Annotated in this window: 10 protein-coding genes; 4 read left to right on the top strand and 6 right to left on the bottom strand. The window is 40.1% G+C overall.

The genetic code is table 11. The features are described from left to right. Together IPM48_03300 and IPM48_03295 are read right to left on the bottom strand one after the other, a co-directional pair. Entirely contained in the window at positions 1-1,551 is a 1,551-nt protein-coding gene (locus tag IPM48_03300) for a glycine--tRNA ligase (GenBank protein MBK9270601.1), read from the bottom strand. A gap of 386 nt (positions 1,552-1,937) precedes the next feature. Continuing rightward, positions 1,938-4,244, bottom strand: a complete 2,307-nt coding sequence (locus IPM48_03295; protein MBK9270600.1) for a hypothetical protein — start codon at positions 4,242-4,244, stop codon at positions 1,938-1,940. Between the two features lie 451 nt (positions 4,245-4,695). On the opposite strand from IPM48_03295, the gene IPM48_03290 reads away from it, so the two are divergent. Then, positions 4,696-5,517 (top strand): tetratricopeptide repeat protein, encoded by an 822-nt coding sequence (locus tag IPM48_03290; protein MBK9270599.1) that lies wholly within the window; start codon positions 4,696-4,698, stop codon positions 5,515-5,517. Here the strand turns inward: IPM48_03290 and IPM48_03285 are convergent. Next, complete coding sequence (locus IPM48_03285; protein ID MBK9270598.1) at positions 5,494-6,060, bottom strand: hypoxanthine phosphoribosyltransferase; 567 nt, start codon at positions 6,058-6,060, stop codon at positions 5,494-5,496. The genes IPM48_03290 and IPM48_03285 overlap by 24 nt on opposite strands. Then, on the bottom strand, positions 6,060-6,605 hold the full coding sequence (locus IPM48_03280; GenBank protein MBK9270597.1) for a methylated-DNA--[protein]-cysteine S-methyltransferase: 546 nt from the start codon (positions 6,603-6,605) through the stop codon (positions 6,060-6,062). Before IPM48_03280 ends, IPM48_03285 begins: the two co-directional genes overlap by 1 nt. Positions 6,606-6,704: 99 nt before the next feature. On the opposite strand from IPM48_03280, the gene uvrA reads away from it, so the two are divergent. The 3 genes from uvrA to IPM48_03265 all read left to right on the top strand — a co-directional run bounded on the left by uvrA (position 6,705) and on the right by IPM48_03265 (position 11,789). After that, positions 6,705-9,548: an excinuclease ABC subunit UvrA gene (gene uvrA / locus IPM48_03275; protein ID MBK9270596.1), complete on the top strand. Its 2,844-nt coding sequence runs from the start codon at positions 6,705-6,707 to the stop codon at positions 9,546-9,548. Between the two features lie 37 nt (positions 9,549-9,585). Then, on the top strand, positions 9,586-11,139 hold the full coding sequence (locus IPM48_03270) for a bifunctional metallophosphatase/5'-nucleotidase (GenBank protein ID MBK9270595.1): 1,554 nt from the start codon (positions 9,586-9,588) through the stop codon (positions 11,137-11,139). A gap of 113 nt (positions 11,140-11,252) precedes the next feature. Beyond that, positions 11,253-11,789, top strand: a complete 537-nt coding sequence (locus tag IPM48_03265; protein ID MBK9270594.1) for a DUF3575 domain-containing protein — start codon at positions 11,253-11,255, stop codon at positions 11,787-11,789. Between the two features lie 168 nt (positions 11,790-11,957). Here the strand turns inward: IPM48_03265 and IPM48_03260 are convergent, their stop codons facing one another. Then, positions 11,958-12,491 (bottom strand): hypothetical protein, encoded by a 534-nt coding sequence (locus tag IPM48_03260; protein MBK9270593.1) that lies wholly within the window; start codon positions 12,489-12,491, stop codon positions 11,958-11,960. Between the two features lie 183 nt (positions 12,492-12,674). Next, a complete protein-coding gene (locus tag IPM48_03255; protein MBK9270592.1) occupies positions 12,675-14,066 on the bottom strand; it encodes a hypothetical protein in 1,392 nt (463 codons plus the stop codon). Positions 14,067-14,102 lie beyond the last annotated feature (36 nt).

Genomic DNA, 14,102 nt, shown 5'->3' with positions numbered 1-14,102 from the left:
TTAAAAAACCAGCTGCCATCCCGTTTTTTCTTGCACCGTTTGTCCTATTTGATCAATGGATATTCTGGTTTGCTCCAGGGTATCCCGATCTCTTAAAGTGACCTTGCCATCTTCTAGACTTTCGAAATCAATGGTGACACAAAAAGGAGTACCTATGGCATCCTGTCTGCGGTATCTTCTTCCAATGGCATCCTTTTCGTCATACTGACACATAAACAATGGTTTGAGCTGCTGGTGGATTTTTTTGGCGAGCTCCACCAGTTCAGGTTTGTTTTTTACAAGAGGCAGAATGGCACATTTGACCGGTGCAAGTACAGGATGTAATTTCAAGACCACCCTTTGAGACTCCTGTCCATCAGCATCAGGAACATTCTCTTCCGTGTAAGCCAAACTCATCATTGCTAAAAACATTCGATCCAGTCCAATGCTGGTTTCTACCACATAAGGCGTATAGTTTTCATTTAGTTCCGGATCAAAATATTGCAATTTTTTTCCCGATAATTCCTGATGGCTTCTCAGATCAAAATCCGTACGGGAGTGAATTCCTTCCAATTCCCGAAAACCAAATGGAAATTCAAATTGAATATCCACCGCTGCATTGGCATAATGTGCCAGGTTTTCATGGTTGTGAAATTTCAATTTCTGATGAGGAGTACCAAGCGCTTTGTGCCAGCTCATGCGATAGTCTTTCCAGTACTCATACCATTGCATTTCTTCACCCGGCTTGACAAAAAATTGCATTTCCATTTGTTCGAACTCCCTCATTCGGAAAATAAATTGTCGCGCCACAATTTCATTTCTAAAGGCTTTGCCAATTTGAGCAATTCCAAAAGGAATTTTTTGACGGGTGGTCTTTTGCACATTTAAAAAATTGACAAATATGCCCTGGGCAGTTTCAGGACGCAGATACAATTTGCCTTCTTCACCTGCGATGTTACCCAATTGGGTATTGAACATTAAATTAAATTGTCTCACTTCCGTCCAATTGCGTGATCCTGAATCAGGGTCTGCAATCTCAAGTTCGTCAATGAGATTTTTAAGTTCTTCCATGTTGTTGGAAGTCATTGCATGGTTGAGCTTTTCATTTAGGGACTGCGCCCTTGCTATGTATTCACTCACCCTCGGGTTGGTGCTGCGGTACAAGGCTTCATCAAAATTTTCACCAAACCTTGCGCGCGCTTTTTCAACTTCTTTTTCTGCCTTCAGAATAATTTTTTCGATGGCGTCTTCTATCAATTGATCTGCCCTGTATCTTTTTTTTGAATCTTTGTTGTCCACCAAAGGGTCATTGAATGCATCGACATGCCCTGAAGCCTTCCAGGTTTTGGGATGCATAAAGATGGCTGAATCTATCCCGGTAATGTGGTCTTGCATTTGTACCATGCTTTTCCACCAATAGGATTTTATATTGTTCTTTAATTCAGCGCCATAAGGCCCATAATCATAAACCGCACTCAGACCATCGTAGATCTCAGAACTCTGAAAAATGAATCCATACTCCTTGCAGTGAGAGGTGATTTTCTTAAAACTGTCTTCTTGTTGAATGGCCATGCAATCTGGGTTTGAATCAGCGCGCAAAGATCATATTATCTGTCCGATTGACCTACAAACAATTTAAAAATAATCCCAGAATTGTCATTTGGTTTGACCTGAGGCTTAAAATAGTCTAATAGCGATACATTTCTTCAAGATTTTACCATGACCATCAGGTTTCAGCCATTTCGCCATGTGAATGAATGTTCTAACTTGTTGAGGAAGGGAGCAAACAAAACGATGTTTGACCAATTCCATAGTTGATTAATTGCCAGTGGAAGGACGTATTTGAAGGTATTCTGGGTTTAATTGATCAAACAGAAATATCATCGCGTGTTATCAGAAGCCATAAAAAAGCCCGGATATTGCGATTATCCGGGCTCCTTAAGTGATTTATATCAAATTTACTTTACAATAGATTTCGTGCTTTGGACTTGGCCTTTTTGTAAGCGGATGAAATTTACTCCTTTGACGGTATGGGTCATTTGGATTTCAAATTCCTGTTGATCTTGGGTTTTGTAGAACTCAGAAGTTTGGAGCTGTTTTCCCTCTGCATCTGTGATCTGGATCTGAAATTCACCATGCCACTCGTAATCCAGTCCAAGGACCATTTTATTGGGGTCGGCCGATGGATAGATCCACCATGAGCCTTGTGTCAATGGATTGTGGGTGTTGATCGATCCTCCAAACTCATGGCATCCAATGTCAGGCATTTGATCGCGGTTTCTTCCTTCGATATCGATTTTTGGAGCTTCCGGTAAGTTAACTCCGGCATTGATGCACGGACTTCCTGCTTTCAATCGGTAATTGTCAAGATTTATGTCCACAAACAATGGATCCTTGCCATTTTGATCTGAACTCTGGTTTAAGTAACTGTTTTGTTCTGAATCCAAATTACCACCCAGACTCTCAAACTCCGGTAAGCCTGCCTCCACCGCCAGAGAAGGCCCCGTAGGATGTACAAAGATGTTGTTTAACAACTGAATTTTGACAACGGTGTTTTCGTCTGTATAAGCACCAATGCCTGTCCCTGTTGGGGCTTCGTTGTTGACCAGGGTATTGTTGATAAGTTTGACCAAGGTCTGATCGCCATTTACACAATTAATAGAAAGCGCTCCCCCCGCACCTGTGCCTTCCAGGATAAAATTATTGGAGAAGACATTGTTGGTGAGAGTTGCATCTGCATTTTGAAAATTGATTGCAGCTCCCTGCATGGTAGCAGAATTGAAATTAAAATTGCTTTGACTTAAGATGAGATTGGTTCTATCTACCGTGTCCTCGCTCACGTGCATGGCACCTCCGATACTACCCGAATTTGCTTCAAAAAGACAGCGAAGGACCGTTGATCGATTGCCAACACTGGAATTAAAAGCCCCACCGGAACTAGTCGCTTGGTTGTTTCTGAATTCGCAATCCGCATAATACAAATCCGTGGAATCATTTTGCGCAAAAACCGCACCTCCAAATCGGGCTGTGTTGCCTTCAAACAGGGTGTTGGTCACCCTTGCCTGGGTTTTAAAGCCATTGGAAATACCGCCTCCGGAGGTTCCTGCCGTATTGTCTTTAAAACTGCATTGGTCGAATTCCACTTTTAAGAAGCTAGCCGGATTAGTCCCAGAATTGTAATTGGTGATGGCTCCGCCAAAAGTAGAAGAATTGTTTTCAAAAATACAAAGGGTGAATTTTGTGGTGGCGTTGAATCCGGTCACATGAATAGCCCCGCCGGAGTTGCTGGCAGAATTCCCAACAAATGTACATCCATTGATCTGGGCATTGCTCGAAACAATCCACATCGCACCTCCTCTTGCTCCACTGGTTCCGTTGGCAGTTACAGAGTTGCCTATAAATTCGCAATTTTCAATGCTGGCCGGAGCAGCATTGAGAAAAATAGCGCCGCCTACATTGTTGCCGGTTGCGCGCAATTCATTGTCTGTAAAACTGCAACCACTCACAATCACCGGTGACTGCTGAATGTAAAGGGCTGAACCAGAATTTCTGGTGACATTGGATTCAAATTTACAATTTTGAATAAGGCCACTCGAAGCACCTAAAGTATAAATGGCTCCACCGAGATCACCCAAATTGTTTGAAAAAATACAATCAGTCACGTTAAATCTGGCCTGGACATCTCTTGGATAAAAGGCTCCACCAAAATATCCGTAGTTGGACCGAAAAATGCAATTGTGAATATTGACTGAGCCATAAGCCAGAATACCTCCGCCTCTCCTTGCATCGTTGATGCCGGAAAGCCCTTCGGTCTGACCTCCGGAAATCACGAGTCCATCCAAACCAGCTTCGATTACCCCGTTAGGCACCAGAATGACATGAATGGCGTTGTCTGACCGATTGGCAGTGACGTCTGTGGGATTGTCATCTCCATTCAGATCACCGGAAAGAATGCTTGGATTTTTAGAAGGATCCCTGTCCTCTCTATTTGTTTCCGTCCCGTCAAATCCACCATAGATGGTGACTCCACTGACCAGTTGAAAGGATGAGGTCTTACTGGCAGGTGTGTAAACCCCTTTGGCAAGCCAGATTTCTTCTCCGACAAAAGCGATGGCAAGTGCCTGATCCAGCGAAGTGAATGCGTTGGCCCAGCTGGTACCATTGTTTGCACCGGTGGCAGTGGCATTGACATAATAAACGGTCTGATTGAAACCCAAACTTGGGATCATCAGTAAAATTACCATTGAGAGTAGATTTTTAATCATAAAAATTGTTTTTATTGGTTGACTGATTAATATCCTGCGAAGGTAATTATAATTTGTGTTTATAAAAGCAATTTGGTCTTTGTGGACTTATTAAAATGTTAAATTTTGAGGTTTGGTCAATTTGAAGAATAATTTATTCAATCTGCTCAAACTTAATCATTAGCACATGGTTTTAATTTTAAATCGAACCAACATGAAAAGCTTTCATTCTCAAACCAGAGATTCAGATCCCGAGAATATAAAAGATATCAACCTCAACGCATCTGCACATCCTTCAGAATGAAATCTGATTGGAAATTCCCAGAATATTTATGAACCGTCGTGAGTTTTTCCTGAAACGGTGGCTTAGATTTCTTCAGTTTCATATTCACCTTAGTTTGTTTCAATTTAAATTCAATGAACGAATTCATAACTATGCTGTTTTGGTTCCTGTCATTACAAACAAAAATGAATGGAACCCCAGACATTTGATTTTAAGAGAGACGTAGTCGATCAGAGTTTTGTCAAGCCGGTATTGATCGATTTTTGGGCCGATTGGTGTGGACCATGCAAGGTGCTTGGACCCATATTGGAAGGATTGGAAGCGGATGATCAGGGAAAGTGGAAACTGGTCAAAATTGACACAGAGGAATTTCAGGAAATAGCTGCTTATTTTAAAATCCAAAGCATCCCAAATTGTAAATTGGTTTTTGAAGGTAAAATCATAGATGAATTTTCAGGCGCGCAGAGTAAATCCACCATCCGAAAATGGTTGGATACCCATCTTTCTAAATTAATTGTGGAAGAAGCCGATGCAGCACCGGATGATTTCAATGAGCTGTTAGAGGACCAAAGGGACATTCCGGATCGGGATTTTTTAAAACGCCTGTATTTGTTTGTTGACGCTCATCCCGGGCATCAGAAGGCAATTTTGGCATTGGTCAAACATGAAGTTTTTTTTAATCCCGATCAAGCCATCGAAAGAATCCAACAAGTCACTGAGGATAAGGAGATTCAAGAACTGCACGCGGACCTCAATGTGATTAAAACATTTGTGGAGGCTGATTGGAAAGCAGGTCATCCGATTGCTCAAAAATTGTATTTGGCAAGAAACTATTTATTTGAAACTAAAATTCAGGATGCAATAGAAGAAATTATTTCTTCCATTCATCAGGATGTTTTATTTGGAGACGGAATTGCAAGGAAAATGGGTATTGCATTGTTTCACATTTTGGGAACGCAGCATCCCATCACCAAAGAAAATAGAAAATTATTTGACATGGCCATCTGGTGAAGCTTGCACCAACTGATATATATCTGACAAACCCCTTCCGTTTCCGTCATAATCCATACCATATCCGACTACAAACAAAGGATTTATTTCATACCCAATCCAGTCAGGTTTTACATCCTTGCGCAAAACTTCAGGCTTTACCAGAAAACTGCATATTTTCAAATCCAGGACAGGTAGTTCTTTTAAGATTTTGATAAGTTCAAACATGGTATTTCCTGTGTCTAAAATATCTTCCAGGATGAGGACAGCTTTGTTTTTTAATGAGTGAAAGTCGAAGGCTGTATCCATTTTAATTTCATTTGGTAAGACTCCAGCGTATGATTTAATTTTTATGAATTGTATTGTAAAGTCAGAATTTAAATTTCTGCATAGATCAGCGGCAAACAGAAAGGCGCCATCCATGATGACGAGACATTCTGGAACCCAATTTTTCTCCAGGTACCATTGATCGATTTGTTTGGCCAAATGCAATACGCGTTCTTGTATGGCATCGTGTGTATATAAAAGAGAAAATTCTAAATCTTTAATTTTCACTTTTTTCATCAAAACAACAATTGATGGGGATGTGCAATTATTTTTTCACGATTCAGAATTTCTGATTTAAGAGAATCTCCCCAGCGATAGTGACCGCTTTCTCCAGATTTATGCACGACCCTATGACAAGGAATTAACAAAGCGTGTTGATTTGCGCCACAAGCAGTGCCTACCGCTCTGGCTCCATGGGGAATATTAAGTTTTTGAGACAATTGAAGGTAATGGCGGGTTTGACCAAAAGGAATTTGGCACAATGCTTCCCAAACACTGTATTGAAAATCAGTGCCTATGACATTGCAATGGATTTCAACATCATCATGACCTTCTATCCAATGAACCGCTTTTTGAAAAACAGAATGATTTGAAGCAAATTTTAAAGGTAATTGGCCGGAGTTCTTCCAATGTTCCCACAGATTTGGATTGGTTCCAAGCCAACTTCCCAAAATTTCTTGCCCTTGAATGGCGATTCCAAAAGCTCCAAAAACCGTAAAGCCATTGACAATTATAATTTCCAATGCAGGATTTACTTCTTCAATTCTGTTTAAATGGATCATTCAATCGCAAAAATAGATCCATTCAAGTGATTGATTCATAAAATTATAATGAAACTTGTCTTTTGGAGACCGGATAATCCTTGTAATTTTGCCCCGCAGATGGAAAAAGTATTTGGCGCAGAGGCAGAATATATTGAAGTATATAAAGCCAAGGAACACAATCTTAAGGAAATATCAGTCGCAATTCCAAGAAACAAACTTGTGGTGATCACAGGATTGTCTGGTAGTGGAAAATCATCCCTTGCTTTTGATACCATTTATTCAGAAGGACAGCGCAGGTATATGGAGACCTTTTCCAACTACGCAAGACAATTTATTGGCTCCATCGAAAGACCGGACGTTGAAAAAATAGACGGTCTTAGTCCTGTCATTTCCATTGAGCAGAAGACCACAGGTTGGAATCCAAGATCTACGGTGGGGACCACGACCGAGATTTATGATTTATTTAGATTATTATATGCCAGAGCGGGTGATGCTTATTCTCATTCCACCGGAGAAAAAATGATCCGATATTCGGAAGAACAGATCATTGCCACCATTTTTGAAAAATTCAGCGGCCAGCAAATTGCGATCTATGCACCATTGATCCGTTCACGGAAAGGACACTACAGAGAGTTATTCGATCAGGTGCGAAAACAAGGATTCAACAAAGTCAGGGTGGACGGGCAGATATTAGATCTGGTTCCCAATATGCAGGTAGATCGCTTTAAGATTCACGATATTGAACTTCTGATTGATCGGATTAAAGTACTTCCTGAAAGGGAAGAAAGATTGGTGTTTAGCATTCAGACCGCATTGCGGCTTGGTCATGAGGTCGTATTTATTGAAGACGAGCAAAATGGTATTTTGTACCCATTTAGTAAAAAATTGATGGATCCAATAAGTGGATTGTCTTATGATGAGCCTTCTCCCAATACTTTTTCGTTTAACTCACCCTACGGTTCTTGTCCTGAATGCAAAGGAATAGGAACAGTGCACGAAGCAGATCTCAAGCAAATTATTCCCGACGATAAAAAATCCATCGAAGAACTTGGAATCGTACCACTTGGAGAAGTCAGGGATACCTTGACTTTTAAGCAACTCCGACAGATTTGTGAGCGGTATAAATTCAATTTTTCAACCCCTGTGAACAAAATACCAAAAAAAGCGCTTGAAACCATTTTGTTTGGCGGGGATTCCAGCTATCCGACACCTCCGAATACAGTTTGGTATGACAGTGAACTTCATCTGGCCAATGAAGGTCTTTGCAATATGCTCAAAAGATGGTATCGGGACAGCACATCAGAGAAAATCAGAAGGTTTGCAGAAGATTTTATGACCATACAAGCTTGTCCGGTCTGCATGGGTACCCGCTTAAAAAAGGAATCGCTTTTTTTCAAAATTGATGAGAAAAATATCGCCCAGCTTTCACAATTGGATATCTCAGAACTACATGAATGGATGGAAGGCCTGGAATCCAGATTATCCGACCGACAAAATCTAATCGCAAAGGACATCATCAAAGAAATTAGAATCAGGCTAAACTTCTTGTTGTATGTAGGATTGGATTATTTGACCCTCGACAGACCCACCATGACACTTTCAGGTGGAGAATCGCAGCGGACCAGACTTGCGACTCAGATTGGATCTCAGTTGACAGGGATCACCTACATTTTGGATGAACCCTCCATTGGACTCCATCAAAGAGACAACCAGCGTCTGATCAAATCTCTTCGCGAATTGACCGTGATTGGCAATACAGTCCTTGTGGTGGAGCACGACAAAGACATTATGATGGAATCCGACTACATCATTGATCTGGGACCCGGAGCCGGCAAGCATGGAGGAGAAGTGGTGGCCAGCGGAATACCCTCAGAATTTATAAAGAACAAGGCCTCCAACACAGCTTCCTATTTAGCTGGAAGATTGAAAATCGAAATTCCCAAAAAGCGGCGAAAAGGAAATGGTCAATTCCTGAGTATATTCGGTGCTAGAGGAAACAATTTGAAAAACCTCTCCATAAAATTTCCACTCGGCACTTTTATTTGTGTCACGGGTGTCTCAGGAAGTGGTAAATCCAGTTTGATCAACGAAACCATCTATCCGATTTTGCGGGAACATTTCTACAACAGTCTTCAAAAACCGCTGGAGCACGATCGTCTGGAAGGATTGGAGTACATTGATAAGGTGGTGGAAGTGGACCAAACCCCCATTGGCCGCACCCCAAGATCCAACCCCGCAACTTACACAGGTGTTTTTACAGAGATAAGAAATTTATTTGCCCATCATCCCGATTCTAAAATCAGAGGCTATAAGCCAGGAAGATTTTCTTTTAATGTACCAGGTGGGCGCTGCGAAACCTGTGAAGGAGGAGGAATGAGGATCATAGAAATGAATTTTCTACCCGATGTCCAAATCCTGTGCGAGTCCTGCAGGGGAATGAGGTACAACAGAGAAACCCTTGAGGTACTCTATAAGGGAAAGTCCATTGGTGATGTTTTGAATATGACCGTGGAGGAAGCCACCGAATTTTTTGAACACATTCCGGCCATTTATAGAAAGATGAAAACTCTTCTGGATGTCGGCTTGGGATACATTACCCTCGGTCAGCAAGCCACTACCTTGTCCGGAGGTGAAGCACAAAGGGTTAAATTGTCTGAAGAGTTGTCCAAAAGAGATACAGGCAAAACCTTGTATATTCTGGATGAGCCTACCACAGGATTGCATTTTGAAGACATTACCCATTTGCTATTGGTGCTTCAAAAGTTGGTGGATCGCGGAAATACGGTGATGGTGATCGAGCATAATATTGACATTATAAAAGTTGCGGATGTCATTCTGGACATTGGCCCGGAAGGTGGCAAAAAGGGAGGCGAAATTGTGGCTTACGGCACTCCGGAAAGTATCGCCAGGAATGAAAAATCATATACCGGACAATACCTGAAAACGGAATTGAGCCATTGAAAATGGTAGTTTTGTACTTCGTTAAAATGAAATGAACATGAGAAAAATATATTTGCTTGTTTTTGTTTCCCTCTTTCTATTTAAGTGCGGCTCAATCTCTCGCCTCTCAGATGGAAAGCATCAAACGAGGACAAATGAGCTTAAGTTAACTATTTTGCAGATCAATGATTTCTATGAAATTGCACCAATGGATGAAGGAAAATACGGTGGTGCTGCAAGAATAGCCAGCTTGAGAAAAAAGCTCCTGGCAGAAAATCCAAATACTTTGACAGTACTTGCCGGTGACTTTATCAGTCCTTCGCTGATTGGTACTTTAAAAATCGATGGAGAACGGGTGAGAGGAAAACAAATGATCGAAGCACTCAATGCCCTTGGTCTTGATTTGGCATGTTTTGGCAACCACGAATTTGACTACGACGAAGCCTCCTTGCAAAAGCGGATCAACGAATCTTCATTTGATTGGATTTCCAGCAATGTGCAGAGACAAACTTCCAACGGTCTTGCGCCATTTTTCAAAGAGCTTGCGGGAATAAAAACAAACCTCCCTACCTATAAGATTTTAAAGTACATCGGACAGGACAAACAGGAATTCAAAGTGGGTATCATCTCTCCGTGTATCAACTCAAACAAAGCGCCATGGGTCTATTATTCAGACTATATACTTTCCACCCAGCTTGAAATCAATCGAATAAAAGATAGTGTGGATGCCCTCCTTTTGTTAAGTCATTTGAATTTATTTGAAGACAAGATACTTGCAGAAAAATTTCCGGAAATACATCTTATCATGGGGGGACATGACCACGATCACATGAGACATCAGGTCGGAAGGGTAGTGATTACCAAGGCAGATGCCAATGCGCGATCGGCTTATGTGCACCGCTTTTCTTTCAATGCAAAAACCAGGAAATTGGATCTTCAATCCGAATTGGTGTTTTTGGACCAGAGCATTCCATTGGATCCAGAATTGAACCTGTTGGTCAATCAGTGGAAGGCAAAGGAAAAAAAGGTTATGAGAGAAATGGGATTTGATCCGGACGAAGTACTGATGACAATGTTGACTCCATTGGATGCAAGAGAACAAACCATACGAAACAAACCGGCTCCGTTTTGTCAGATGATTTGCAGAGCAATGAGCAGGACCTCCGAAGACATTGATTTTTCGATGATGAATTCAGGCAGTGTGAGGGTGGATGATGAATTGAAAAGCAAACTTTCTCAATACGACGTATTGAGATCTCTCCCTTATGGAGGATCTGTGGTCAAAGTCAAATTGAAAGGAAAATTACTGATTCAAATCTTGAATGCTGGATGGTCCAATGTAGGTAGAGGTGGTTTTTTGCAATGGGACCGGGTCGAAAGAAATCAGAAAGGAGACTGGCTATTGGAAGAAAAATACCTGGATCCTGAGAAGATCTACACGGTCTGTGTCACAGAATACCTGATCAAAGGTCTGGAGCAGGGACTTGAGTTTTTAACACCTTATCACAAAGAAATTATTTCAGTGGAAGAGCCGGATTCCGATCAATCCAACGACCTTAGAAGAGACATCCGTCTGGTCGTTGTTGATTATATAAAGAAGGGCGGTCGCTAAGAAATGAATGAGGCAATTTAGTAATGTTCAGTGCATTATTGTGATTTAATTTTTGTTTCACTTTTAAGATTTGTTTATAGCTTTGTGGCATTCTTTAACTTAATTGATTAATTATGAAAAAATTTCTTTTGGTATTTGTTATTGCTGCAGCTTGTCAGTTGGGATATTCACAGATTGAGGTCAAGGTCAATCCGATTGGTTTGATTTTTAGCAATGTGGATCTAGGCGTCGAATTTGGAATCAATGAACATTTTGGTATTGAACCAAGATTAATTGTAGATTTTGACAGCTATGATTTTGAAGGGGAAAAATGGAGTTCTTCGAGATTTGGAACCATTGTTGAAGGAAAGTATTATTTTAATCCAAGCAAAGGCATCAATAAATTCTATGTTGATTTATATGGTAAGTTTATTACGGGTAAAATTACTGCATCCAATGAGCCAGACATTAACAGCACACGGCTTGCAATGGGATTTGGATTGGGCTACAAATGGGTAAACAGGAAAAATTTTGTGATTGAATTGGGCTTTGGAGTGGGTCGTGCATTTATCAATGAAATTTCCTCAGAAGACGCATCGGTTGATTTGGCTGACTTTCCAATTTTAAATATTGATCTTGTGGGTAAATTTATGATTGGATACAGATTCTGATTGTCTTAAAGAATTCGGCTTATATTAGAGTCGAATGAATTTAAAATATTGGTCAAAGGCCGGTTGGATTCAATCGGCTTTTGTTTTTTTTGTATCAACCTCAAATTGAGAGCATAAAAAAAGCCCACAGTTCACTGCAGGCTTTTTTACTTTTTTAATCGCTTTAATTTAGAATCTGTAGCCCATTTTTAAGGAGGCGCTAAGAGCTGCGGGGCCTATCGCCAATGTAAAAGGATCAAAACTTTCTATACCTAAGCGGTAAGCCAGTTCAGAACCTAAGTACAAGCCATCGGCGATGTAATAGTCAAATCCGGTAAACAAACCAATTCTGATTCCAATGGCATCAAAATTTCCAGTAGCTGTTATTGCCCCATCATAACCCCAATAAGTGGACATTCTTGATGAACCGGCCATGTGATTTTCAACACCCCAGCCCAGAGCCACTCTGGTTAGCGTAAAATCAGAAGTATCTGCATCAATTCTTAAATCAGCGGAGTATCTGTGGGCTTTCATATCTGTTTTGAACATACGAAGCATTACACCGCCGTTTTGAGAATTTAATCCAGAACCAATATTTGAAAGACCATTGGCACTCAACTCCATTAATTTGTTCCCGGCAACGGGTTTGTTAATTTGTGCTTGAGCCATTTGAAAAGTGACAAATAGTGTTAGTGTGAAAAGAAGTCCTTTTAAATTAGTCATACGTTTTTGTTTTAAAATGAAGTAAAATGATATGCAATATTAAAAAATCATTCACTTATAAATAAATAAATTTTTATATATTTTATTTGTAAATTTAAAAAACTTATAATCAAATACATAAATATATATAAAATATATAATATGTTGGTCCATAAGAATTTTAACCTGAGCCATCGACGGAGATCACAGGGAAGCAAACTTTTCCAGAAGCCATTTTTTACCGGTGATTTTTGGTTCCGCTTTTAAAGAATGGATGAGTTTCTTGACTTGTTCCTGGTTGTTTGGATTGATTTTGAGGAGCTTTCTGGTATATTTTAGAAAGCATTTGTAGTATTCGGAATGGTATCCAAAGTTATTTTTTCTCCTTAAAAATTGATCCATCGAATCCACATGATACTGGGAAAGTTCATCTTCTCCCATCTCATAAAAAATCCGGATCCTCTCTAATCGCACACTTAATTCAATCAAAGGGTCAGTGAAGCTCAGTTGACTGAGATAACTGAGAGCCTCTTTGTAGTTTCTTTTTTCACTGAGCACCCTTCCTTTTTCAAATTGGTAAAAACTGGATTGCCAGGCTTTGTCCAGTTTGTGTTTGTATTCATCCAGAAACTGATCGACCCAATCAAATTCTTTCAGATTGATGCCAATTTCTGCAATATTGCGATAAGTAAAACGACTCAGTTTATTTTGCTCCAGCATAAACCCGTGTTCGAGGCCCCTCAGGTATAACTCAAAGACGGTTTCGTTGTACTGATCGACACCTTCGTTGATTTTGCGGATGCAATAGTTGAGAATATTGATAAACACCTCTCTCCTCTCTTCTTCTTCGAATCCTGCGTTGTGTTCGTTGTAAATTTTTAGACATTTCCGAAAATAGTGATCTTCCAGCGGATGCAAAATCGCCAGATAATTGTAATAATAAAAACCAAGCACAGGTATTTCATGCAATTTTTCCAACTCGATGTATCGGATGATTTCTTCAATGAAAGGAAAAGGAGTATCCATTTTATAAATGGATTGCACATGGGCGACTCTGCAGCAATGCCTCAATTTTTTTATGATATAACTTGTTTCCAGTGAATCAGAAATTTCTTTCAAATTGAATTCTCCCTGTCGTTTTTTGGAGGCAAGGAATTCATAATGTTCCAGTCGAAGTTGGTATTCTTGTTCAAAGTGATGTTCGTTCCTCAATTTCTGCTGGAAAATAAACTCTTTGGTTTCTTGGTAATATTCTGCATAGAACTTATCCATTGATTTTTTTCTGAACAATTTTAACACGACCAGACGATCTTCCAATGAACTTTCTCTTTCGATGCTCAGAAATTTCTTAATATGCCCAAATAAACGGCTCATCCGGAGCCTCAGTTTGGTATCATCATAAACAGAATGGCCAAAAATCAATTGGTAGAGCAGATTCTTGTCCAAAGATTTTACATTCATCTGGCAATAAATTCTTGCGGATTCCAAAGTGGCAGAAAGGCTTGAATCCGAACACAAGTATGGAGAATTGAGGTATTTATGCAATCTTCCCAATGTCCTCCCATCTAAATTTTGAATGATTTCAAGACATTTCATATTAAAATAATGCTTAATGCAATATACAAAAATAAA

The organism is Saprospiraceae bacterium (assembly GCA_016715965.1).
Lineage (GTDB): Bacteria > Bacteroidota > Bacteroidia > Chitinophagales > Saprospiraceae > Vicinibacter.
Note: the sequence above shows the minus strand (reverse complement) of the source record. Positions and strands in the feature narration are given on the sequence as shown.

Bases quoted from the DNA above. Each gene is read 5' to 3' on its own strand.
- IPM48_03260 (MBK9270593.1), bottom strand. From the start codon at position 12,491: ATGACTAATTTAAAAGGACTTCTTTTCACACTAACACTATTTGTCACT.
- IPM48_03300 (MBK9270601.1), bottom strand. From the start codon at position 1,551: ATGGCCATTCAACAAGAAGACAGTTTTAAGAAAATCACCTCTCACTGC.
- IPM48_03295 (MBK9270600.1), bottom strand. From the start codon at position 4,244: ATGATTAAAAATCTACTCTCAATGGTAATTTTACTGATGATCCCAAGT.
- IPM48_03285 (MBK9270598.1), bottom strand. From the start codon at position 6,060: ATGAAAAAAGTGAAAATTAAAGATTTAGAATTTTCTCTTTTATATACA.
- IPM48_03270 (MBK9270595.1), top strand. From the start codon at position 9,586: ATGAGAAAAATATATTTGCTTGTTTTTGTTTCCCTCTTTCTATTTAAG.
- IPM48_03290 (MBK9270599.1), top strand. From the start codon at position 4,696: ATGGAACCCCAGACATTTGATTTTAAGAGAGACGTAGTCGATCAGAGT.
- IPM48_03255 (MBK9270592.1), bottom strand. From the start codon at position 14,066: ATGAAATGTCTTGAAATCATTCAAAATTTAGATGGGAGGACATTGGGA.
- IPM48_03265 (MBK9270594.1), top strand. From the start codon at position 11,253: ATGAAAAAATTTCTTTTGGTATTTGTTATTGCTGCAGCTTGTCAGTTG.
- uvrA (MBK9270596.1), top strand. From the start codon at position 6,705: ATGGAAAAAGTATTTGGCGCAGAGGCAGAATATATTGAAGTATATAAA.
- IPM48_03280 (MBK9270597.1), bottom strand. From the start codon at position 6,605: ATGATCCATTTAAACAGAATTGAAGAAGTAAATCCTGCATTGGAAATT.